The 22,965-nt window shown below is 30.1% G+C and carries 24 protein-coding genes; 8 read left to right on the top strand and 16 right to left on the bottom strand.

The window, feature by feature from the left end; all coding sequences use genetic code 11:
* Positions 1-55 precede the first annotated feature (55 nt).
* Genes phnE through CURI_RS12235 form a run of 3 tightly spaced genes read right to left on the bottom strand, consistent with a single transcriptional unit; the run spans position 56 to position 3,225 of the window.
* On the bottom strand, positions 56-1,636 hold the full coding sequence (gene phnE, locus CURI_RS12225) for a phosphonate ABC transporter, permease protein PhnE (protein WP_014968574.1): 1,581 nt from the start codon (positions 1,634-1,636) through the stop codon (positions 56-58).
* The gene (gene phnC, locus CURI_RS12230; RefSeq protein ID WP_014968575.1) at positions 1,605-2,336 is read right to left on the bottom strand and encodes a phosphonate ABC transporter ATP-binding protein; all 732 of its coding nucleotides are present in this window, start codon (positions 2,334-2,336) and stop codon (positions 1,605-1,607) included. Before phnC ends, phnE begins: the two co-directional genes overlap by 32 nt.
* Positions 2,337-2,346: 10 nt before the next feature.
* Positions 2,347-3,225 carry a phosphate/phosphite/phosphonate ABC transporter substrate-binding protein gene (locus tag CURI_RS12235; protein ID WP_014968576.1) on the bottom strand — a complete coding sequence of 293 codons (879 nt, stop codon included), beginning with the start codon at positions 3,223-3,225 and terminating at the stop codon, positions 2,347-2,349.
* A 191-nt stretch (positions 3,226-3,416) separates the two neighbouring features.
* Here CURI_RS12235 and CURI_RS12240 point away from each other — a divergent pair, with 191 nt between their 5' ends.
* Positions 3,417-3,656 (top strand): PepSY domain-containing protein, encoded by a 240-nt coding sequence (locus tag CURI_RS12240; protein WP_014968577.1) that lies wholly within the window; start codon positions 3,417-3,419, stop codon positions 3,654-3,656.
* 65 nt (positions 3,657-3,721) lie between these two features.
* Here CURI_RS12240 and mnmH read toward each other — a convergent pair whose 3' ends face one another.
* On the bottom strand, positions 3,722-4,753 hold the full coding sequence (gene mnmH, locus CURI_RS12245) for a tRNA 2-selenouridine(34) synthase MnmH (RefSeq protein ID WP_014968578.1): 1,032 nt from the start codon (positions 4,751-4,753) through the stop codon (positions 3,722-3,724).
* Positions 4,754-5,013: 260 nt separating this feature from the next.
* Between mnmH and CURI_RS12250 the strand changes: the two genes are divergently transcribed.
* The 3 genes from CURI_RS12250 to CURI_RS12260 all read left to right on the top strand — a co-directional run bounded on the left by CURI_RS12250 (position 5,014) and on the right by CURI_RS12260 (position 7,831).
* Positions 5,014-5,547, top strand: a complete 534-nt coding sequence (locus CURI_RS12250) for a CD3072 family TudS-related putative desulfidase (RefSeq protein ID WP_014968579.1) — start codon at positions 5,014-5,016, stop codon at positions 5,545-5,547.
* Positions 5,548-5,662: 115 nt separating this feature from the next.
* Positions 5,663-6,103, top strand: coding sequence for a CBS domain-containing protein (locus CURI_RS12255; RefSeq protein ID WP_014968580.1), 441 nt, complete (start codon positions 5,663-5,665; stop codon positions 6,101-6,103).
* A 132-nt stretch (positions 6,104-6,235) separates the two neighbouring features.
* Complete coding sequence (locus CURI_RS12260; protein WP_014968581.1) at positions 6,236-7,831, top strand: NAD(P)/FAD-dependent oxidoreductase; 1,596 nt, start codon at positions 6,236-6,238, stop codon at positions 7,829-7,831.
* 103 nt (positions 7,832-7,934) lie between these two features.
* Here the strand turns inward: CURI_RS12260 and CURI_RS12265 are convergent, their stop codons facing one another.
* Together CURI_RS12265 and CURI_RS12270 are read right to left on the bottom strand one after the other, a co-directional pair.
* Positions 7,935-8,207, bottom strand: a complete 273-nt coding sequence (locus CURI_RS12265; protein WP_014968582.1) for a hypothetical protein — start codon at positions 8,205-8,207, stop codon at positions 7,935-7,937.
* A gap of 92 nt (positions 8,208-8,299) precedes the next feature.
* Complete coding sequence (locus CURI_RS12270) at positions 8,300-8,896, bottom strand: YdcF family protein (RefSeq protein WP_014968583.1); 597 nt, start codon at positions 8,894-8,896, stop codon at positions 8,300-8,302.
* Between the two features lie 299 nt (positions 8,897-9,195).
* On the opposite strand from CURI_RS12270, the gene CURI_RS12275 reads away from it, so the two are divergent.
* Positions 9,196-10,374: an SAM-dependent methyltransferase gene (locus tag CURI_RS12275; RefSeq protein WP_014968584.1), complete on the top strand. Its 1,179-nt coding sequence runs from the start codon at positions 9,196-9,198 to the stop codon at positions 10,372-10,374.
* A gap of 85 nt (positions 10,375-10,459) precedes the next feature.
* On the opposite strand, the gene feoB is transcribed toward CURI_RS12275, so the two are convergent.
* From feoB to CURI_RS12290, 5 genes are all read right to left on the bottom strand, one after another.
* Entirely contained in the window at positions 10,460-12,322 is a 1,863-nt protein-coding gene (gene feoB / locus CURI_RS12280; protein WP_014968585.1) for a ferrous iron transport protein B, read from the bottom strand.
* A gap of 52 nt (positions 12,323-12,374) precedes the next feature.
* Complete coding sequence (locus CURI_RS12285; RefSeq protein ID WP_014968586.1) at positions 12,375-12,593, bottom strand: FeoA family protein; 219 nt, start codon at positions 12,591-12,593, stop codon at positions 12,375-12,377.
* Positions 12,594-12,611: 18 nt separating this feature from the next.
* Positions 12,612-12,752, bottom strand: coding sequence for a FeoB-associated Cys-rich membrane protein (locus CURI_RS15455; RefSeq protein ID WP_014968587.1), 141 nt, complete (start codon positions 12,750-12,752; stop codon positions 12,612-12,614).
* Positions 12,753-13,162: 410 nt separating this feature from the next.
* Positions 13,163-13,390, bottom strand: a complete 228-nt coding sequence (locus tag CURI_RS16205; RefSeq protein WP_228370427.1) for a hypothetical protein — start codon at positions 13,388-13,390, stop codon at positions 13,163-13,165.
* 68 nt (positions 13,391-13,458) lie between these two features.
* A complete protein-coding gene (locus CURI_RS12290; RefSeq protein WP_014968588.1) occupies positions 13,459-14,466 on the bottom strand; it encodes a ketoacyl-ACP synthase III in 1,008 nt (335 codons plus the stop codon).
* Between the two features lie 534 nt (positions 14,467-15,000).
* Between CURI_RS12290 and CURI_RS12295 the strand changes: the two genes are divergently transcribed.
* Genes CURI_RS12295 through CURI_RS12305 form a run of 3 tightly spaced genes read left to right on the top strand, consistent with a single transcriptional unit; the run spans position 15,001 to position 17,811 of the window.
* The gene (locus tag CURI_RS12295; protein WP_014968589.1) at positions 15,001-15,945 is read left to right on the top strand and encodes an ABC transporter substrate-binding protein; all 945 of its coding nucleotides are present in this window, start codon (positions 15,001-15,003) and stop codon (positions 15,943-15,945) included.
* 16 nt (positions 15,946-15,961) lie between these two features.
* On the top strand, positions 15,962-17,017 hold the full coding sequence (locus tag CURI_RS12300) for a FecCD family ABC transporter permease (RefSeq protein WP_014968590.1): 1,056 nt from the start codon (positions 15,962-15,964) through the stop codon (positions 17,015-17,017).
* Positions 17,014-17,811: an ABC transporter ATP-binding protein gene (locus CURI_RS12305; protein WP_014968591.1), complete on the top strand. Its 798-nt coding sequence runs from the start codon at positions 17,014-17,016 to the stop codon at positions 17,809-17,811. Before CURI_RS12300 ends, CURI_RS12305 begins: the two co-directional genes overlap by 4 nt.
* A gap of 37 nt (positions 17,812-17,848) precedes the next feature.
* Here CURI_RS12305 and hemL read toward each other — a convergent pair whose 3' ends face one another.
* From hemL to hemC, 5 genes are read right to left on the bottom strand one after another with little or no spacing between them, the layout of a single operon-like run.
* On the bottom strand, positions 17,849-19,117 hold the full coding sequence (gene hemL, locus CURI_RS12310; protein ID WP_014968592.1) for a glutamate-1-semialdehyde 2,1-aminomutase: 1,269 nt from the start codon (positions 19,115-19,117) through the stop codon (positions 17,849-17,851).
* Between the two features lie 55 nt (positions 19,118-19,172).
* On the bottom strand, positions 19,173-19,568 hold the full coding sequence (locus CURI_RS12315) for a YkvA family protein (RefSeq protein WP_014968593.1): 396 nt from the start codon (positions 19,566-19,568) through the stop codon (positions 19,173-19,175).
* Positions 19,569-19,571: 3 nt separating this feature from the next.
* A complete protein-coding gene (hemB, locus tag CURI_RS12320; RefSeq protein WP_014968594.1) occupies positions 19,572-20,543 on the bottom strand; it encodes a porphobilinogen synthase in 972 nt (323 codons plus the stop codon).
* A gap of 28 nt (positions 20,544-20,571) precedes the next feature.
* The gene (gene cobA / locus CURI_RS12325) at positions 20,572-22,053 is read right to left on the bottom strand and encodes a uroporphyrinogen-III C-methyltransferase (RefSeq protein ID WP_014968595.1); all 1,482 of its coding nucleotides are present in this window, start codon (positions 22,051-22,053) and stop codon (positions 20,572-20,574) included.
* Between the two features lie 11 nt (positions 22,054-22,064).
* A complete protein-coding gene (gene hemC, locus CURI_RS12330; RefSeq protein WP_014968596.1) occupies positions 22,065-22,937 on the bottom strand; it encodes a hydroxymethylbilane synthase in 873 nt (290 codons plus the stop codon).
* Between the last annotated feature and the right edge of the window lie 28 nt (positions 22,938-22,965).

The following is a 22,965-nucleotide window of genomic DNA, read 5'->3' on the forward strand; positions in this document are numbered from 1 at the left end:
TAAGTCTCAATTTAAATTAAGACTTATTTTTAATATGTTTGATTTACTATATACTCTATAAAAGTTTTTTTCTTAGAGAGTAACTTAAAATATCTATCAATATAATCATAATGGAGATTCCTAATATAAGTGTTCCTACTCTTTCCCAATTTCTCCATGTAATATTTCGATTCAAGATAGTACCAATTCCACCTGCACCTATAATTCCTAATATAGTTGAATTTCTTATATTTGATTCTAGTCTATATAAAGATAAACTTATGAAGTTAGGTAGTGTTTGTAGCAATATTCCATATCTAAAGCTAGTTAGATTAGTAGATCCTGTCACCAATATGCTATTTTTAATATTTTCACTAGAACTTTCAATAATATCACTATATAGTTTAGTAAGAACACCTGCTGTATAAATGCTAAGTGCCAAACTTCCTGCTAAAGGACCTGGTCCAACTCCTCGAAAAAATATTATTGCAGTTATTATTGGAGGAAATGTTCTTAAGATATTTATTAAACCTTTAAAAAGTATAGCTATGTATTTAGATGGAGAAGTGTTATATGAAGAAAAAAAGGATAAGACTAAGGCTCCTGCAGCTCCTAATACAGTAGCAAAAATAGCAATAGCTAAGCTTTCCTTAATACCCTCAAATAGTTTTGGAAAATAAGATATATCTATATCTATAATTCTAGTAATGATTTCCAAACCTTGTTTAAATCCAATCTTTAATCTTTCGTAATCCACGTCTATGGATATAAGTATAAGTGCTATTAATATAATAAATATACTTATATAAAAAAGCCTTCTTCTGTTATGAAATTTTCTATAGGATTCTAATGAGGTATAAGTTATAGAAGATTTTTTTATCAAATTTCTTATAAGTAAACTTAAAGTATCAATTGAAACTATAGTTAAAAATAAAATCAAAATTAAAGTTGATAAATTATCATATCTTAAATGATTTAGATCTCTCCACATTATTTGCCCTATACCACCCGCTCCTACAAGTCCAAGGACGGTTGCACTCCTTATATTTGTTTCAAGAACTATAAATAGAACAGAAATCAATATATCTAATATTGTGGGTAATATACAATATCTTAAAATCTGAATTTGATTCGCTCCCACAGATCTTGTTGAATTTATAATATTTTCATTTATAGTTTCTATATGTTCTTTAAAAAGTTTTAAAGACATTAAAAAAGCTATTATAGTAAGAGCTAATACACCTGAAAACTTACCTATACTAAAGACACTTACCAAAAGAGCTGTCCAAATAAGACTAGGTATGGTTCTTAGTATTGAAAATAAAGCATTTAATATCATCGATATGTGTTTACTGGGAGCTATATTTCTAGATATCAACAGTGAGAATGGAATAGATAGAGCCACTCCTATTATAGATGATATTATTGCAATTTCTATCGTCTCCAATAACTTTGAAAATACTTCTTCTATATAAGATAGGTTTGGTCTTAAGATTCTTTCAAATAGACTATACATGCTTGGGATACCCTTAAATATTTTAACTATACTAAAATCTATAACTAGTCCTAATGCAAAAGTAATTATAATTATAGACATTATAAGTAGTATTGTTTTTTTCTTTTTCTTACTGATATAGACTTTGTAGTCGTTGATCATCTATATCACCTGCTTTTTCATCAAAAAATATTTTTCCATCTTTTAAACCTATTATCCTAGAACAGTACTTTCTTGCTATATTTACATCGTGCAGGTTGATTACTATAGTTATGTCTTTTTTTTCATTTATCATCTTGAAATAGTCCATCACAATCTGAGCTGTTGAAAGGTCAAGACTAGATACAGGCTCATCAGCTAAAATTATTTTAGGATTTTGACACAATGTCTTAGCAATCGCAACTCTTTGCTTTTGTCCTCCACTTAACTGATCTGCTCGATTAAATATCTTATCTTTTAATCCTACCTGTTCTAAAGCTTCTACTGCTACTTGATAGTCTTCATCATTAAATACTCCAAATAATGATTTTAGGGAAGACTTAAATCCAAGTCTTCCTACTAGTACGTTTTCCAATACAGATGATTTTTCTACAAGATTGTAGTCTTGAAATATAAATCCTATCTCTCTTCTCATGCTCCTAAGTTCTTTTTCATTTAATGAACCTATATTTGTGTTTTCTATGTATACTTTTCCCCTATATGGACTAACCAGTAAGTTTATAGTTTTTATTAAACTTGACTTGCCGCTACCACTAGGACCTATTATACCTATAAATTGTCCTTTTCCAATTTTTAAACTAATATTATCAACTGCTAGGTTTTTTTTATTATATAGCACTGAGATGTTTTCTAGTCTAATCACCTCTTTTCACCTACTTAATTGCTTCTAGGTCTACGTTCATTGATCTTGCAGTATCTTTAATAACCTCATAGTCTTTATCTGTAGCTTCCTCGAACCCATATATATTAAATAGTTCTCCTAAAAGTTTTTTTCCTTCTTCTGAATTCCCTACTTTTATTAGCGCTTTCTTTATCTTTTCTCCGATATCAGAGTCCATATCTCCTCTTAAAGTCACGCTTATATTTGGAATATCTTTTGTATATCCGAGTATCTTAGTTTTATCTATCGCATCTGGAAACTCACTTACAAAATTCTGTCTTGCATCTACAAATGTAGGTACCACATCTACATCTCCATTTACAAGGAGTTGTATAGATTTATCGTGTCCACCACTATAAGAATATGTTATATCTTTTTCTATATCTATTTCATTCCCTATAAGATAAGCCCCCGGAAATAAGTATCCTGATGTTGACGAAGGATCTACAAATGCTACCTTTTTACCTTTTACATCTTTAAAATCTTCAATATTAGAATCTTTTCTTACTAAAAACTGTGAACGATAACTTGCTTCTCCTTTATCATTTAAAGCTGTTAATATAACTTTAGCATCACTTGTCTTGTTAGCTAGGACATATGCAAGAGGTGGTATAATTCCAAAATCTACTTGACCTGATCCCAGTCCTTCTACAACTCCAACATAATTATCAGCAGTGAAAGCTTCCACCTTTATACCAAGTTCTTCCGTTAACATATTAGCTAATGGTTCTACAGACTCGATTAGTTTATCGCCATCTCTTAAAGGTACAAACCCCATTTTTATAACTTCTTCTTTTTCTTTTCCGCATCCAAATAAGGTACTCATCATTACAATTGTCAATATTACCAGTACAATTCTTTTAATGTTCATTTACATCCCCCTTTGTGTTGTTTGTAAATACATATTATACTAATTTTCATTACTTTTCAATACTTTTTAGAGGATTATTACAACACATTTAATATTCACTCGATAATTGTATGCATATATTTATTTTTATGATAATTTAGAACTATCTATATACTTATGGAATAGCTTATTATTACAAGGGGGGTGCGCTTATGAATCAAAGTTATTATTGGTACAATTCATGGAGTGATGTATGGATTAATAATGTTATTCCTATAGAAATGGCTATTGCAATTGCATTAGAGCAAGTTCAAGGTGAGGTAATCAAAGCAGAGTTAGATAGAGAAAATGGTATTTTAGTATATGAAATTCATATTAGAACTCCTTATGGTGTTTATGAAGTTGAAATTGATGCAACTACTGGGCAAGTATTAGACATTGACTTAGATTAATATATTTGTTAATAAAAAATAATCTTGAGTTTCCAGGTAGGGTTCTAGGGTAGGGATAATTATATCTATTTTAATCCCTTTACCCATTTTTCTATAGTATCACATGTAGTCTCTATATTATTTCCTTTAATAGTTAACTCATATTGATACTTGTTTTCTCCTTTTTTATACATAACGTCATAGTAATTCTTCATAAGTTCTTCTATTAAAACTTCTATTTCATTATTTTCTAGCATATTTAAGTATCTCTCTATATTTGATTCACTTATATATTTTTTTAAATTATTTAAACTTTCAGATACTTCTTCCTTCCAGTTTTCACTTACGGTATATTCTTCAATTATATTTTTAACTCTATATTCTAAATCTGTATTTATTAAAATCCTCTTGCTGTCTCTCATTTTATTATATATATAATCTGGAATTAGAGTATGACCTATTCTTTTACTTTCACCTTCTAAAAAGATTAGATTACTATTTCTTTCTTTTAACTGATCATATACTAGGGATTCAAAAGTTTTTTGACTATTACTTTTTCCCATTCCTACACTTCCTAAAAGAGATCCTCTGTGATTAGCACATTCTTCTAAGTCTAATATATTGTATCCTCTCATTTTAAGTTCTTTTAGAATCTTAGTCTTGCCTGTCCCTGTATTTCCTTGAAGAATTATATATTCCAACTCTTCATTAATTATTGGCAACTCATTATTTATATAAGCCCTATACCCTTTATATCCACCTTTTAGCTTGTAGAGTTTAGATCCTAAGCTAGTTAACCAAGTATATAAAACTGTACTTCTCATTCCGCCTCTAGCACAAAAAAGCACTACTTTATCGTGCTTATGTTCTAGTTCTTTTATTGTTTCATATATATACGGAAGTTTTGGAGCTGCTGCTTTAACCGCCATAGATTTTGCTTTGTCTGTACTTTCTCTAACATAGGCTGTTCCTATTGCTTTTCTTTCTTCATCATTTAAAATGGGGATATTTATTGATCCTGGTATAGTATAATCTTCATGCTCACTTTCACTTCTTAGATCTATTAATAAATAATCTCCATCCAATTCTTGATACTCAACTTCTATATATTTAGCCAAAACTTTCACCTTCTAAAACAATTAGATTTTCATATGTTATATTAACTAACATATATATTTCCACTCAACTATTTTATTTTAAAATAGAAATGAGTTCAACTATTATTTTTTTCTATAGTAAATTTTTTACTTATATGTCTATTAAGAAAATCCATTAAATTAACTATAACAATAGAAAAAATCAATTTGACTTATTTCATTTCTAACAATACAATTTGTAGATATATCTTATTTAAATGCTTTAAGTAGGAGGGACAGGCTTGGATAGAGTTAAGAAAGTCATTATTCTATGTCACTGTTTAATGAATGAAAAGTCAAAAGTAAAAAAAGTTAATATAACTTCTTCTAAATATAAAAAAGAATTCATAAGCTTACTTATAGAAAATGAAATAGGTATCATACAGCTACCATGTCCTGAAATGATATGCTATGGTTTAAAAAGATGGGGACATGTAAAAAATCAACTTGATACTCCTCATTATAGAAAACTCTGTAATGAACTCTTTCAACCTTATCTTGATCAAATCAAGCAGTATTTATCCAATAATTATGAAGTAGTATGTTTAGTTGGAGTTAATGGCAGTCCTACTTGTGGTGTCAACAGAACCTGTACGGGAAGTTGGGGAGGAGAACTTGGTCAAAATCCTAATCTCAAAGATACACTAAATACTATATCCTCTTCACGAGAAAGTGGAGTATTTATTGATGAAATAAAAGCTATACTTAAAGATCATAATATTTCCATTCCATTCATTAATTTTAATAAAAATAATATAAATAATTATATATCTTAATTTCTTATGGCATTAGTCTATCTTACTATTTTATTCTAAATAATGTTTTAACTATTATGATGAGGGTATTATTGCTATATATTATAAATAACTTAGTTGGGAGAGTGAATCTTTTATGAAAGCGAAAGATATTATGGAAACGTCGGTTATAACTGTAGATCCAGATACTACAATCGAAGAGTTAGCAAAAGTTCTAACTGAAAATAACATTTCTGGAGTACCTGTAGTTGAAAATGAAAAAATAATAGGAATAGTAACTGAAGGAGATCTTTTACACAAAGAGGTAAATCCTAAAACTCCAGGAGTATATTCTGTTATGGGTGGATTTGCTTACTTAAAAGAGTTCGAAAAGTATAAGCTTGAGCTTCAAAAACTTTCTGCTCATAAAGCATCTGAAATTATGACAACAAAATTAGAACTAGTAACTGAAGATACGGAAATAAAAGAAATAGCTTCTATCATGATTAATAAAAATATTAACCGTGTTCCTGTTGTAAGAGATGGAAAGCTAGTAGGTATCGTGAGTAGAGCCGACGTTTTAAAAACTTTAGCATAAATATAAATCACATAAAAAAGATCACACTATATGGGTGGTCTTTTTTTATGTGATTTATACAAAAGTAATTTAGTATTTAAAAATTTAGTTGTGGTATAATATCTTAGAATTAAGAAGAGAGGGATCTTACTGATGATTAGAATAAGTCAAATTAAACTATCAATAGATGAAAATATCTCAAAACTAAAATCTAAAATTGAAAAGAAACTTAGAGTTAAATCAGAAGAGATAATATCTTATACAATTTTTAAAGAGTCTATAGACGCTAGAAAAGGTACTATTAACTTCGTATATACTGTTGATGTTGATGTTATTAATGAAGAAAAAATTCTTAAAAAAAATAAAGATGTTTCCAAAACTCCTGATATGTCTTATAAAGAAGTGAGTGAAGGAAATGAACTTCTTAAACATAGACCAATAATTATTGGTACAGGCCCAGCAGGTCTATTTGCAGGCCTATTATTAGCTCAAAAAGGATATCTCCCTATATTATTGGAAAGGGGAAAGGATGTAGATAAGAGAACTGAAGATGTTAATAACTTCTGGAGTACAAGAAAGCTTAATCCTAATTCAAATGTACAGTTCGGAGAAGGAGGAGCAGGTACGTTTTCAGACGGTAAACTTACTACTCGTATTAAAGATCTAAGATGCAGAAAAGTTTTAGAAGAGTTTGTAAATGCCGATGCTCCAAAAGAAATCTTGTACTCATATAAACCTCATATTGGTACCGATATATTAAAAAAAGTAGTAAAAAATATTCGTAAAACTATCGAAGACCTTGGCGGTGAAATAAGATTTGATAGCAAAGTAACTAATTTTTTAATTAAAGATAATAAAGTAAGAGGAATAGAAATTAATAATGGTGAAGTTTTAGAGTCTGATCAAGTTATACTAGCTATAGGGCATAGTGCAAGAGATACGTATGAAGTTCTTTATAACAACGGTGTAAAAATAAGACAAAAACCTTTCTCAATAGGTGTAAGAATTGAGCACCCACAAAGTTTAATTAATTCTACTCAATATGGACAGTTCGCAACTCACCCTAAACTAGGTGCTGCTGATTATAGATTAACTTATCAAGCATCTAATGATAGAGCGGCTTATACATTTTGTATGTGTCCTGGTGGAAGTGTAGTTGCTGCTTCCTCAGAAGAAAACATGGTAGTCACTAATGGTATGAGTGAACACGCAAGAGACAAGAGTAATGCTAACAGTGCTCTGTTAATTCAAGTAAATACCGAAGATTTCGAAAGTGATCATCCTTTGGCAGGTATTGAGTTCCAAAGAAAATGGGAAAGAAAAGCTTTTGAACTAGGTGGTTCAAACTATAATGCACCAGTTCAACTTGTCGGAGATTTTTTATTAGATAGACCTTCTACGAGTGTAGGAAGTGTTAAACCATCATATCTTCCTGATATAAAGCTTGCTAGTTTAAGAGAGTGTCTTCCAAGCTTTGTAGTAGATACCATGAAAGAAGCTATAATTGAGATGGATAAAAAGTTAAATGGATTTGCTATGGATGATGCTTTACTAGTAGGGGTCGAAACCAGAAGTTCCGCACCTATAAGAATAGAAAGAGATGAATATAGTCTGGAGAGCCTTAATACTGCTGGCATTTACCCTTGTGGTGAAGGCGGTGGATATGCAGGTGGTATTATTTCAGCGGCTGTAGATGGAATAAAGGTAGCTGAAAAGATTATTGCTAAGTATTCAAAACCTAAACTATAATAACCAAAAATATAATAACCAAAAATATAATAAAAGGAGTAATTTACTACAAGATAGTAGTAAATTACTCCTTTTATTATAAATAATTTCATTATGTTAGTTTTTAATATCTTGATTTTTTAATTTGTAAAAATAGAGCCACTATCCAACCTATCATAGTCCCTTCTATTACTCTATTAATATTGCTTGCTGTTCCAAAAGCAGCTTCTAAAACAAACATTACTAGAACAAATAGAACTACACTTATTGCTGTTAAAAGTAAGACTGATGATGAATTATCAAATAATCCCCTTCCAATACCTCTTGGGAAAAATATATTATTAAATAGTGCAAATGAAAGTATTACAAACATGATTAGCAAAAATTTACCTATCACTTTAAAACCTCCCGCCTATATTGTTTACGATATTGATAGTATATACCCAAGGTATAAAAATGATAACATTTATATCGGTTATTAATATGTTTTTATACTTTATCCAAGATTATTGACTTTAAAACGGCAAAATATTCTCTTATGTAACTTTTAGGAATTGACACCGTAGGTGTTTTTGCCGGAAGTCCTATAGGATTAAACCCTAATCTCTTTGCAATAAACTTGGATCTAAATACATGAAAATCAGATGTAACTATAACTATATCCAAATTTTCTCCATTGTCTATTTCATTTATAATATCTTTAGCATTTTTCAAATTTTCAAAAGTACTCGTAGATGTTTGCTCTTTTATAATCCTATCTTGACTTATTCCTTTATCTAATAAAAACGATTCCATTGCCTCTGCCTCAGGAATGTCTTCATCCACACCTTGTCCACCACATACAATTATTTTAGAGCCTTTATATTTTTCTGCATATTCTAGTGTGGTATGTAACCTTTCTGATAAAGCCTGTGAAGGAGATCTACCATAAAGTCTTGCTCCTAGGGTTATAACATATTCGACTTTCTTTTCTTCATAATTACTTCTACCATATAGAATCATTCCTTCTATTAGAACAAATGAGATTAAGAACATCATAAATATAGTAAAAATTATCTTTCTTGAATATTTAATTATAGGATTCATTTTTATTCTCCTAGTTTACTAATATACTTATTTAACTTATATGCAGTCTATATTTCGACTCTTCTCTTGTAGATTTATATAGTATTGTGTTCATTATATAGAATTTGCATCTTTTATTCAACAAAAACACTAAAAGTGTTACTCAAACTTAATATATAAGCTTATACCTAATCTAATTACAGAAATTAGAACGAAGAAGTAGATTATTTAATCAAACCTTAAAGTATAAGACCATAAATATATGGATAAAATCACTTAATAAGTTTCATTAAATGGTATTAGGGAAAGGAATGATTAATATGATACTAGAAAAAACTTTTATAAAAAAACTTTTTAGAGATGTAGATAATATATCTTTTAAAGTGAAGTTCAAAGATAACAAAGAGATGGATTTTGGACAAAAAGAACCTGAATTTACTGTATTCGTAAATGAACCATTAGATAAGAGGGCTCTTATGAGGAGTACATCTTTAGCTTTAGGTGAATCTTATATGGACAAAGTATTAGACGTTGAAGGTGACCTATTTAAAGCCCTTGACATAGTCCTAAGTAAAATGGATGAGTTCACAGTAGATCAAAATTCACTTAAGAGTATACTGTTTACTTCTAATTCAGCCAAAAATCAAAAAGAAGAAGTATCTTCTCATTATGATATTGGAAACGACTTTTATAAGCTATGGCTAGATGATACGATGAACTATTCTTGTGCCTATTTTAAATCAGAAGATAAAAGCCTTTATGAAGCTCAATGTGACAAAGTTGATTATATTATAGATAAGTTGCATTTAGAAGAAGGCATGTCCTTATTAGATGTAGGTTGCGGATGGGGCGGTCTTTTAATAGCTGCAGCTAAAAAATATAAAATTCATGGTTTAGGAATTACATTAAGTCAGGAACAATACGATGAGTTTAAGGAAAGAATAAAAAAAGAAGGACTTGAAGATTATCTTGACGTTAAGTTAATGGACTATCGTGAATTTAAAAAATCTAATCTTTCATTTGATCGTGTTGTAAGTGTTGGTATGATCGAACATGTAGGAAGAGAGAACTATGATTTATTTTTAGAAAATATTGATCATGTTTTAAAGAAAAAAGGAATACTCTTACTACACTTCATTAGCGGACGTAAAGAATCTTTGGGAGACCCATGGATCAGAAAATATATTTTCCCTGGAGGCGTAATACCTAGTCTTAGAGAAGTAATCAGTAAGGGTTCAGAAAAGAACTTCTATACAGTTGATATTGAAAGTTTAAGACGTCACTATGTAAAAACATTACTTTGCTGGTATGAGAACTTTAATAAGGAAGTTGATACTATAAGTAAAATGTTTGATGAACGATTTATAAGAATGTGGAAACTATACTTAGCTTCTTGTGCGGCTGGATTTAACAATGGTGTGGTTGATTTACATCAAATTATATTTTCAAAAGGTGTTAATAATGATTTATCAATGACTAGAGATTATTTATATAGATAGAATGACTCAAAATAAAAAACCTCCTACTACAATTTCCATTGTATGATAGAAGGTTTTTTACTTTTATATTAACTTTTATAATTTTCTATATGATAATTTGTGCTAATATTCCAGCTGTTAAGAATGCAAGTACAAAACTACTTACCCATATTAACGCTGATTCTTTCCAGCTTCTTTCTTTGAATATAACCATTATAGCAGCTATACAAGGTACAAATAATGTTATTGCTACTAATGATACTATAACTTGGCTACCTGTTAGTATTCCTTTAGCTACTAAGTCATTTAATCCTGCAGCACCAAAGTCTCTTCTAACTATACCCATTATGAATGCTCTTGATGTTTCAGCAGGTAGCTTTAAGAATCCTTCTGTAAATGGTGCTAAGGCAGTTGATATTGCATCCAGTGATCCGGTAATTTGCATAACTGATATTATAATAGCACCTATTGCGAATAATGGTGTTGCTTCTTTTATGAACATTTTTGATTTGTTATAAGTTTTTCTTAATACATTAGAGAATACTGGTAATCTAAGTGGTGGTAAGTCTATTAATAAATCTGTAGATTTACCCGGCATTATCTTGTTTAATAAAGTTCCTGTCAATACGAAAACTATAAATATAGTTAAAACATATATAAGTAGTGCTTTAAAACCTAATGGAGATATAAGTCCCATAATAACACCTAATTGTGCTGAACAAGGTATCGCTATACATAAAAGCATTGTGGCTATAAACTTCTCTCTTTTTGATCCTAATAATCTAGTAGTTATAGTTGCCATAGTAACACAACCAAAACCTAAAATCATAGGTATTACTGCTCTACCATTCAATCCTAAAAACGTAAGAACTCTGTCTACTAGTGCAGCTATTCTTGGTAAGTATCCTGAATCTTCCATGATCGATAAGAAGAAATAAAAACCAACAACTAGCGGTAATAATAGCCCTAGTATATATATAGGAACCATTGTTAATATACCAAACTCACCTATTAACATTTGTCCTATTACTGATGCCTCATCTATTACTTTTCCAACAGTATTCATTATAAGGTCATAATAATATCCACCCATTATTACTTCTTCAGTTATTCCTACTACTGTTTGAGCTACAAAGACTCCTATTGCTTGATACATTACGTATAAAGTTATTAATAATATCGGTATTCCTGTTAATGGCTGAAGCATCCATTTTCCTAGTTTGTTTCCAAATGAAGAGCTATCTTTTACTTGCGAAACAGCTTTATCCATAATCTCATCTACTCTACTTCTTCTTAATTTGTAGACCTCTTCTCTTTTGCCTTCAATTCCTTTTATATTATGTCTTTCAATTATATTTTTGTCTTCCTCTATTACAAGAAGTGCTTCTGATTCTGTATCAACCTTGTCCATTACCTTATTCATTAATTCTTTTACTTCTTTGATTGGATTACCCTTTTTAGCTCTAGGTATAGCATTTTTAATATTTTCTAGACCCTCTTTTTTAGTAGCAGTCGTAGGTATTACTTCTACTCCTAATTCTTTTGATAAGGTCTTAATATCTATATTTATTCCATTTCTCTTAACATCATCCATCATGTTTAAAGCTATTACCATAGGTTTTCCCATATCTATGATTTGTTGAGTTAAAAATAAGTCTCTCTCCATGTGGACTGCATCAACTACGTTCACTATAACATCTGAATAAAGTATTATATCACGCGCAACACTTTCCTCATCATTAAATGACGATACCCCATATACTCCTGGTGTATCCATAACTACATCTTTATCTAACTTACCCATGCTTATGTCTATTGTTGTTCCAGGAAAGTTAGATACATCTACGTATATTCCTGTTAAATAGTTAAAAAATACTGATTTACCTACATTAGGATTACCAGCTAATACTATTTTCTTTGCATCTTTAGGTATTTCTATCTCCATTGCTGGATTATGACAACTGCTCATATTCCGTCTCCTCTCCAAAGCTTAAGTAATTCTCAATTCTGTTCGTTTTAAATTAAGCTATTTTTATTTCTATTTGTCTTGAGAGATTTCTCCCTATGGCTATTTCTTGCATTCTATTTTGTAAAATAATAGGTCCTGCTGGTATCTTTTCAGAACATATAAGCTTTGCACCTTCACATATTCCTAACCTAATTGCTTGGATTCTTATATTTTCATCTGGAATTCTTATTATCTCAATTTTTTGTCCTTTAGTAGCACAATCTAAAGTCATTTAAATTCCTCCTTATATTTATCTTTTATTTTTTGCGCTAGGACAATTACTACAATTACATCCTCCCGCTTTTATTGATTTTACAACCTCTTTTATACTAAACCATCCTACGACTGCTATCACTATTCCACCCATAACATATCCTAGTAACTTATCCATGATGCACCTCCTAGGCATTTTTTATTTATCATTAAGTTGACGAAGTCGATAACGATTCTCATTAACGTAATTGTACCTTATTAATTTAACTTTGTCAATATAATTAGCTTTGATTTGTATAAAATTTATCACGCTTTTACTAATTAATGTAGTTTTATTATAACTTTAATTACAATTTACAACTTCTTATTACAATAAAGTGGGTTTTTAGACAGGAATACGTTGTAGTTTATATATATTCCTTGTATAATATTAGTACATACTATTTATATTTAGGGAGGAGATTTAATTGATAAGCTTTGATAATGGAAAAGTTAGTTATACTATGGACTTAAATAATCAAAAAAATATTTACATCTTAAAGCTTGTGGTTTCTTTAGTGTAGAAGATGGACAATCTTTCTTAAATGACTATAATAAAGTCGTTAAAACTTTCAACACAAGCTCATATAATCTAATAATTGACGCTTCTGACTTAAAGGCATCTGGTGCAGGTTCTGCTGAACTGTTAGGTAAATTACTACATAGATACATAGAAGTTCCTTTCAACAAAAGATATTTAGTAGCTGATAACCCTGTAACTAAAAGCCAATTTAGACGTTTAGGTGAACAAGTTCCTGGCTGGGATGTTGAGTACATAGAAAGTTTAAGTCAAGTTATATAGTAAACGTAAAAAACCACATAAAATCTTATGTGGTTTTTTTATTTTAAAATTTATATAGTATTGATACTGTTGTTGATCCAGAACCTACAGAGCAAAATACACAACTATCTCCGTCTTTAATTATTCCAGACTCTAACTTCTTATGTAATGCTAATATTGGACTAGTTACTCCTGTATATCCATACTCATCTCCTACGTATACCATTCTACTATTGTCTACATTTAATTTCGAGAGAGTTTCTTTTGAAGACGGATTAGAAAACTGAGAAAAAACATAGTGATCAATTTCTCTAGGTGATATATTATTATCATATGTTACTTCTTCTATAATTCTCATCCAATAATCCGATAAAAAATCACTATCAAAAGGATCCCAAAACCATTTTTTATCTTCTTCATCCAATATACAGTCTCTTATAGTTCTTGAATACCCTATCTTGGGCATTAAAATATTATCATGCTCAGTAGTTTTTGTGTAGTAAACTGAATCAATAAATCCTCTTTCTATATCTTCTTCTTCTTTTTCCAATATCATAGCGGCTGATAAGTCACCAAAGTTTGGATACGTTACTGAGTCATTTTTACTTACTACTGAACTTATGAGAAGAGAACCTACAACTAAAGCTTTTTTAAATTTTTTATGTGTTTTAAGAATTCTTGAAACTTGATCCATTGCTGATAACATCCCTATGCAGTTGCTATTTGTGTCATATACCATCTTCGCATTTGTTGCTTCTATCATATGTACCAATTTTATAGCATTTGAAGGTGAGGTATACTCTGGAGTGTCTGTCGCAAAAACAACTATATCAATTTCATCTACATTAATATTAGAATTTTTCAGAGCATTAATACTTGCATTATATGCCATAGTGATAACTGTTTCTTTAGGGTCATCTGAGTGATAACGATAATTTCTTTCTAAGTGAGTTAAGAGACCTTCTACTTCTACCTCTAATTGATTAAAGTGCTTTATAAAGTACTCATTACTTAGTCTGTTAGTTGGATGATATATACCTGTGCCTTTAATATTAATATTTTGATATTTCACTTTCTTCACTCCTTATTATCAGATTAGTTTTTAAATAACTTCCCGTCTTACTACAATTAGTTTCTTCATAGATATTTTTTAATTTTTTAGTTGTAGAGTTTTCAAATATTTTTAAAGTTCTCTAATGATTTCAAAAATATTCTTCCTCATATGTAAATTATATCATTATTAAGTAGCAGTTTGTCAGATTTTTTATCAAATTCCAACTATAATCGCTACATTTTGACAATAATAAATAGGTGTGATATTGTGTTATCAGTTAAATATATCACCATAGAGATTCTTAAAATAGTTCTCAAGATTAATAAGAATCTTGGTGGGTTTATATATGCTGAGATGATGTAAAAATTATGTTTCATATCATTTCAGTGTGTAAAATTTATGAAGCATAAATCTGATAAAGTACAATTTAAATATTTGCCTCTTATTTTGCACACATATGCTATAAATGAACGAGTACATCTTGTAACTTTTTCCATCTTCTTGGCTATTACTTTAAAATTATTTAAATTTATTTGATGGGAGGTTCTAATTTTGATTAAAAAAAATAAAGCAATATTTTTATTAATTTTAACTTTTGCTTTGGTATTTTCATTTCTAGGTTGTTCAGGTACTACTGACTTATCTGACAGTAGCGAAGATAATGTCAAAAACAATACTAGCTTTCCAATAACTATAACAGATTCTTATAATAGAACCGTAACACTAGGTAGTGAGCCTCAAAAGATTATATCTATTGCTCCTAATATTACTGAAATTATATTTTCACTAGGTGAATCAGATAAATTAATTGGACGCTCTGAATATTGTGATTATCCTGAAGATGTTAAAAATATTCCTTCAGTAGGTTCTTTAACAGATCCTAATTTAGAAAAAATTGTTGAATTAAAACCAGATCTTGTTATAGTTTCACCTATTGTTCCTGAAGAAATTATTGCTAAGCTAGATGAGCTTGGATTAAAGGTGGTATCTTTTCATGGTAAGGAAAACTTTGATGGAACATACGAGATTATAGAAAATGTAGCTAGGGTTTTAAATGATAATGAAAGCGCAGAAAAACTTATCTCAGAAATGAAAGCTAAAGTTCAAAGTGTTGTAGATAAGGTGAAAGATGAACCTAAAGTAAGTACTTATTATGCCTTATCTTTTGGAAAGTCTGGAGATTACACTGCTGGAAGTGATACCTTCATAGGTGAGATGATAGAATTAGCTGGTGGTAATAACATAGCTGATGATATATCTGGTTGGGCATATAGTTTAGAAAAGTTAGTAGAAAAAAATCCTGATATAATTATTTGTTCAAAATATAGTGATTCAAAACAAGGTATAGAAAATTCTAATGGGTATAAAGATTTAGATGCTATCAAGAATGGTAAGCTTTATGAGATAGATAATAATCTACTTGATAGACAAGGTCCTAGAGTTGCAGATGGACTTGTAGAAATCGCTAAGATAATACATCCTGAGGTTTTTAAATAGTTTAGGGGTAATTTAAATGATATTTATTAAAAAGAAAAAAATATTGAATCTAGCTTTAGTTATTTCATTCGTTATTTTGTTATTATTAATAGCTCTCTCAGCTACTATTGGAGTTGCAAATGTATCTTTTTTAGACGCTATTAAAATAATGATTAGTAAAGTTCCTATTTTAAATAAATTTTTGTTTAATAATGATATAGATAGTTCACATTCTTTAATAATCTTAAATTTAAGATTACCTCGTATCATTCTAGCGTCTTTAATTGGCGCTGGTCTATCTATAGTAGGTGCAACTCTCCAAGGCATGTTCAAGAATCCTATGGCAGATCCTTATGTTCTTGGAATATCTTCAGGAGCTTCTTTAGGTGCTACTATTGCAATAATTCTTGGTGCTGGATATACATTTTTTGGAGTGGGTATAGTAACTTTATGTGCATTTTTAGGCTCTATACTTACTATGCTCTTTGTTTATAGTATATCTAAAGTAGGAAGTAAAGTACCAGTAACTACAATTTTACTCTCAGGAGTTGCTATAAACTTTATGTTATCTTCTATAGTTTCTATTATTATGGTATTTAATAGAGATCAAGTAGAAAAAATTATATTTTGGACTATGGGTAGTGTTTCCTCAGCAGGTTGGAATCAAATTCTTATAATTTTTCCAATAGTGTGTTTAGGTATTTTTACATTGATGTCCTTTTCAAGAGATTTAAATTTAATGTCTACTGGTGAAGAAACAGCCATTAGCCTTGGAGTTGAAGTTGAGAAAACAAAAAAAATCTTAATCCTTGTATGTTCACTCCTAGTTGCTACTTGCGTGTCCTTTAGTGGTATTATTGGGTTTGTAGGACTTATAATTCCACATACAGTTCGCTTAATTATAGGCTCTGACCATAGAACTTTACTTCCATTTTCGGTAGTTGGCGGAGCAATATTTATGGTGATTTGTGATACTATTGCAAGAAGTGTTATTCCTCCAATGGAGATACCTGTTGGTGCTATAACTTCAGTATTAGGTGCACCATATTTTATTTATTTCTTATATAAAAATAAAAAGAAGGTGTTCGGATGAGTTTAAATAAACATCCTCTGATTACAATAACTAATCTTAACTGGAGTTATAGTGAAGAAGCTATTTTAAAGGATATTAATATTGATTTTTATAGTAATAGAATCTATGGAATTATTGGACCAAATGGTTCAGGTAAAACTACTCTTCTTAAAAATATTTCAAGAGCTCTATTGCCAAAAGAAGAAACTATTTTTCTTCAAGATAAGGATCTGACCAGTTTTTCCAACAAAGAACTTTCTAAAATAGTATCATATGTGCCTCAAAATACAAATTTAGAGTTTGAATTTTCTGTTATGGATATTGTATTAATGGGTAGAAGCCCTTATTTAAAAAGATTCCAGTCTGAGAGTGAAAGTGATATTGATATAGCAGTAAATGCAATGAAGATCACCAATACCTGGCATTTAAGAGATAAAAATATAGGTCAAGTAAGTGGTGGAGAAAGACAAAGGGCTATTATTGCTCGTGCTCTTGCTCAACAAACTGACATTATGATATTAGATGAACCTGTGTCACAACTAGATATTCAACATCAAATTGAAATACTTGATATACTAAAAGGATTAGCAGAAAATAAAAAGCTAACTGTTATATTAAGCTTGCATGATCTTAATATTTCCTCTGAATACTGTGAACATTTGATACTAATGGATAAGGGTAAGATTTTTAAAAGCGGAACTCCAGAAGAAATCATTTCAGAAGAAAATATTAATAAAGTATATAATATCAGAGCTCTCACAATGAAAAACCCACTTACTGGTAAACCTCATATAATACCTTATATGAAAAAATAAAAAAAGCTACTAGATTATAATCTAGTAGCTTTTTTTATTACATATTTCTCATTATATCTATAAATTTATCTATATCACTTTCAGTATGTCTAACTGATAAAAACATAGCTTCAAATTGAGATGGTGACATAAATATTCCATTAGTTATCATATGCTTAAAGAATTTCGCATAAAGGCTAGTATCACATTTCTTAGCATCTTCATAATTATTTACTATTCCTTCTTTGTTAAAGAATATAGTCATCATAGACTTGAATCTGTTTACTACTATAGGTAGCCCTTTTTCTTTAGCTACTTCTTCTACACCTTGTTGTAGTCTAATAGCAAGACTTTCTAGGTGGTTATAATATGATAGATTACTATGAAGTTTTTTCAGTGTTGCTAACCCTGCTGCCATAACTATAGGATTTCCTGACATAGTTCCAGCTTGATAAACTGGCCCCATAGGTGATAGTTGTTCCATTATGTCTCTCCTACCACCATATGCACCACTCGGAAGTCCGCCACCCATTATCTTTGCCATAGTCGTTATATCTGGTTTTATTCCATATAAGCTTTGCGCTCCTTTGTAAGCTACTCTAAATCCAGACATAACTTCATCAAAGATTAAAAGTGATCCATGTTTTTTACAAAGACTATCTAGCTCTTTTAAAAATGCTTTATCTCCTGGTACTACACCCATATTACCAGCTACTGGTTCTATGATAACTCCTGCTATTTCTTCACCAAATTTGTCAAATATATATTTTATGTTTTCTATATCATTATAGTTGGCTACTATAGTATTTTTTATAATCTCTTGTGGTACTCCTTCGCTCCCTGGGATTCCTTCTGTAAGTACACCCGATCCTGCGCTAACTAAAAATGCATCAAAATGGCCATGATAGCATCCTGCAAACTTAACTATCTTATCTCTTTTTGTAAATCCCCTTGCTAGTCTTGCTGCACTCATAGTGGCTTCTGTACCTGAGTTTACCATTCTAACCATATCTATATTGTCTACAGTAGTACATATATGTTTCGCAAGTTGAAGCTCAAGATTAGTTGTTCCTCCAAATGATATAGCATCCTCTGCTGTATTTTTTATAGAGTTTACTACATCTTCATCACAATGACCTAATACAGCTGGTCCCCATGCCCCTACATAGTCTATATACTCTTTATCTTCTTCATCATAAAGATAAGCACCTTTTCCCTTTTTTATGATAGGAGGAGTAACGTCCACGTCTTTATATGCTCTAACAGGACTATTAACTCCACCTGGCATATATTTTTTTGATTCATTGAATATATCTGCGTTCTTCATTTATATCACCCTTTTTATCTTTTCTTATTTCGTCTTATAAACAAAATAGTTTTATCTATAAAAATTTATTTTTTAATATAATGATTAATATTGAAACCCAAATAAACACAATTATAAAAGCTGGAATCCAACTTTTAAGCTTATTTTCTTTAAAAATATTCTCTGCTTCTTTTCTACATTCATCCATGATATTAGCTGGTATTAACTTTATTACTATCATTATTCCTATAGGTAAAAGAAGTAAGTCATCCAAATACCCTATTATTGGTATAAAATCAGGTATCAAATCAATAGGACTTATAGCATATCCTACTACAATTATGGACAATACTTTAGCGTACCATGGCACATCAGGTCTTTTATATGCTAAGTATAGTGCACTTATTTCTTTTTTCAGTGTTTTAGCTTGTAACTTTAATTTATCTAAGATTATTTTTAATTTTTTCTTCAACTTTTACTTTAAATCCTTTATCCACTTACATGCATCTAGTGCAAAATAAGTTATAATAATATCTGCACCTGCTCTTTTTATAGATGTAAGTATTTCTAACGCTATCTTTTTTTCATCTATATAACCTAGTTGTCCAGCAGCTTTAACCATTGCATATTCACCACTTACATTATAAGCAGCTAATGGATAATCAAACCTATCTTTTGCACTTCTTATAACATCAAGATATGAAAGAGCTGGTTTTACCATAACTATGTCTGCTCCTTCTAATATATCTTCTTCTATTTCTCTAAGTGCTTCTCTTCCATTTCCTATATCCATCTGGTAAGTCTTTCTATCGCCAAATTGTGGACAAGATCCTGCTGCATCTCTAAATGGACCATAAAATGAAGAAGCGTACTTTGCACTATATGCCATTATAGGAGTATCTTCATATCCGTTTTCATCTAGTATTTCTCTTATCGACTGTATTCTTCCGTCCATCATATCAGAAGGAGCTACCATGTCAGCTCCAGCTTTTACATGAGAAAGAGCTATACTTTGTAAATATTCTAATGTTTTATCATTTTTAATTATTCCGTCTTCTATTATTCCACAATGTCCGTGATCAGTGTATTGGCACATACAAATATCCGTTATTATATATATATCATTATTTAACTCTTTTATCTTTCTAATTGCTTTTTGCACTATCCCATTTTTATCAAATGCTGATGATCCTATATCATCTTTCTCATCTGGTATTCCAAATAAAAGTATACCTTTTATTCCAGATGCTGATATCTCACTGATAATATCATCCAATTTGTCTAATGAATAGTGATAATTGCCAGGCAGTCCCGATATTTCACTTTTTATATTTTCCCCTTCTACTACAAATATAGGGTATATGAAGTCATTAGGTGTTAAATATGTTTCTCTTACTAAACTTCTTATAGCTTCATTATTTCTTAATCGTCTATGTCTTTTAAACATTCTAATCATTCCTTGTCTAATTAATGTTTTAAATATCCTTTTTTACTTCTATAATCTTTTTAATTAAACTATCTGTGGTACATTCATCACTTTTAATTGATTCTAGTCCCCATTTATCAACTTCACTTTTAGTTATGCTTCCTATGGCTATTATTTTTTTATGTTTTATATTATCTATTCCAACCATATTTATGAGGTTTCTTACAGTTGATGGACTAGTAAATAAGATAACATCTATTTTTTCTAATCTTTCACTAATAGATCCATGGATTTTTATATCTCCCTCTACTGTATCATATAAGTCTACCTTATCTACTAGACAGCCTTCTTTAATTAATCCTTCATATAGTAGGTTTCTGGATATCTTCGATTGAGGTAATATAATTTTATCTCCTCTTTTAATAAACTCTTTCATTTTTTCTAGTAAATTCTCAGATATGAAATGATCTGACATGGCAAATGGAATTATTCCCTTTTTCTTTACAGTGTCATATGTCTTAGGTCCTATAACTATAAATCTTCCTTTAAGTTCTCTTATATCTATTTCCAACTCTTTTAATCTTTCAAAGAATATTTCAACTGCATTTATACTCGTTAAAACTATATAGTCATATTGTGATAATTTCTCTTTATATTTATCTATATTACTAGATGTATTAATTATCTTTATAGTATTTATTTCAGTAACTTCTCCTCCTGAGTCAACTATCTTTTCTCTTATTTCTTCAGATTGCTCTTTAGATCTAGTAATACATATATTCAACCCAAATAACGGCTTTTTCTCATACCAGTTTAATTTTTCATTAAACTTAACTACATCTCCAATAACTATCATACATGGAGATACTAACTTAGCATCTCTTACTTTTTGAGAAATATTTTCTAAATCTCCTATTACTTTTTTTTGTCTTGCTGTTGTTCCTTCCATTATTACCGCAACCGGTGTATATTTATCTTTTCCATTTGATATTAGATTTCTGGTTATGTCTTCTAAACTCTCAAGTCCCATTAAAAATATAAGTGTTCCTTCAGTTTTAGATACTATGCTCCAATCTATATTAAGGTTTTCTGCACTTTTACCCGTATATACGTGAAAACTTTGAGTCAACTTCCTATGTGTAACTGGTATTCCACTATAGTTTAAAACAGATATAGGGGAAGTTATCCCAGGGATTACTTCGAATTCTATCCCTTCTTCACGAAGTCTTAATCCTTCTTCTCCTCCTCTTCCAAATATATATGGATCGCCACCTTTGATTCTACCTACAGTATGACCATCTTTGGAGAATTTAACTAGCATATCATTTATTTCTTCTTGTGTTTTATAGTGACTTCCTGGCTTTTTACCACAATAGTATACTTCACAATCTTCTCTAATATATTTTAATAAATTATTATTTGTTAACCTATCATAAAGTACAACATCACACTTTTTCAGTACTCGAATTGCTTTTAAGGTTATTAATTCCTCATCTCCAGGACCTGCTCCTATCAGATATACTTTGCCCATGTCATCACCTCTTAAGTATTTAATATCTTCTTAGCTAGCTCTTCTCCTAATTTTATATGCTCCTCTACATTCCCTCTTATATCTTTTTTTATAAGCTTTCCATCTAGTTCAAACATTCCTATCATATTTATAAAATCACCATCTAGCTCTGCATAAGCCCCTATAGGAGTATGACAATCTCCATTAAGTGACTTCATAAAACTTCGTTCAGATTCTATACATATCCTAGATTTCTCACAATCTATCTTTTTGAATAGTTCTTTATGATTACTATTTGTTAGTGTTTCAAAACCTAAAGCTCCTTGCCCTACTGCTGGAACAAATTCTTCTGGATTAAAGTAGTCCACTATGAAGTTCTCCATATTTAATCTTTTAAGTCCTGCAGCTGCTAACAGTATTCCATCTAGTTTTTCTGTATTTATTTTATCTACCCTAGTTTGAATATTTCCTCTAATTGGGACTACTTCTATATCTGGCCTCAATATTCTTATTTGACTCCTTCTTCTTAAACTGCTTGTCCCAACTTTAGCGCCTTTAGGTAAATCAAAAAAGCTTACTCCTGTTAAGGATACAAATGCATCCCTTACGTCTTCTCTTTCTGGTATAGCTACTATTTTAAATCCATCCGGCATTGCAAAAGGAACATCTTTCATACTATGAACTGCTCCATCAGCATTTCCTTCTACCATAGCATTCTGAATATCTTTTACGAATACTCCCTTTCCACCTATTTTATCTATAGTTACATCTAGCCTTTTATCTCCCAGCGTTTCTATAAGAACTTTTTCACAATCTATATTAAGTTTTTCTTTAAGCATGCTTATTACTGTATCTGCTTGTGCTTGAGCCAATGCACTTCTTCTCGTAGCTATTCTAAAGATCAAAATATTTCCCTCCAAAATAATCTTAATA

Origin of the sequence: Gottschalkia acidurici 9a (assembly GCF_000299355.1) — a bacterium.
In the GTDB taxonomy this organism is placed as follows: domain Bacteria; phylum Bacillota; class Clostridia; order Tissierellales; family Gottschalkiaceae; genus Gottschalkia; species Gottschalkia acidurici.

What these genes read in the sequence shown, in the direction of transcription:
- CURI_RS12240 (WP_014968577.1), top strand. Translation starts at nt 3,417, where the DNA reads ATGAATCAAAGTTATTATTGGTACAATTCATGGAGTGATGTATGGATT.
- phnE (WP_014968574.1), bottom strand. Translation starts at nt 1,636, where the DNA reads ATGATCAACGACTACAAAGTCTATATCAGTAAGAAAAAGAAAAAAACA.
- hemL (WP_014968592.1), bottom strand. Translation starts at nt 19,117, where the DNA reads ATGAAGAACGCAGATATATTCAATGAATCAAAAAAATATATGCCAGGT.
- CURI_RS12275 (WP_014968584.1), top strand. Translation starts at nt 9,196, where the DNA reads ATGATACTAGAAAAAACTTTTATAAAAAAACTTTTTAGAGATGTAGAT.
- CURI_RS15455 (WP_014968587.1), bottom strand. Translation starts at nt 12,752, where the DNA reads ATGGATAAGTTACTAGGATATGTTATGGGTGGAATAGTGATAGCAGTC.
- CURI_RS12235 (WP_014968576.1), bottom strand. Translation starts at nt 3,225, where the DNA reads ATGAACATTAAAAGAATTGTACTGGTAATATTGACAATTGTAATGATG.
- CURI_RS12305 (WP_014968591.1), top strand. Translation starts at nt 17,014, where the DNA reads ATGAGTTTAAATAAACATCCTCTGATTACAATAACTAATCTTAACTGG.
- cobA (WP_014968595.1), bottom strand. Translation starts at nt 22,053, where the DNA reads ATGGGCAAAGTATATCTGATAGGAGCAGGTCCTGGAGATGAGGAATTA.
- feoB (WP_014968585.1), bottom strand. Translation starts at nt 12,322, where the DNA reads ATGAGCAGTTGTCATAATCCAGCAATGGAGATAGAAATACCTAAAGAT.
- CURI_RS12260 (WP_014968581.1), top strand. Translation starts at nt 6,236, where the DNA reads ATGATTAGAATAAGTCAAATTAAACTATCAATAGATGAAAATATCTCA.
- CURI_RS12300 (WP_014968590.1), top strand. Translation starts at nt 15,962, where the DNA reads ATGATATTTATTAAAAAGAAAAAAATATTGAATCTAGCTTTAGTTATT.
- hemB (WP_014968594.1), bottom strand. Translation starts at nt 20,543, where the DNA reads ATGTTTAAAAGACATAGACGATTAAGAAATAATGAAGCTATAAGAAGT.
- CURI_RS12255 (WP_014968580.1), top strand. Translation starts at nt 5,663, where the DNA reads ATGAAAGCGAAAGATATTATGGAAACGTCGGTTATAACTGTAGATCCA.
- CURI_RS16205 (WP_228370427.1), bottom strand. Translation starts at nt 13,390, where the DNA reads ATGTACTCAACATCCCAGCCAGGAACTTGTTCACCTAAACGTCTAAAT.
- CURI_RS12270 (WP_014968583.1), bottom strand. Translation starts at nt 8,896, where the DNA reads ATGAATCCTATAATTAAATATTCAAGAAAGATAATTTTTACTATATTT.
- CURI_RS12285 (WP_014968586.1), bottom strand. Translation starts at nt 12,593, where the DNA reads ATGACTTTAGATTGTGCTACTAAAGGACAAAAAATTGAGATAATAAGA.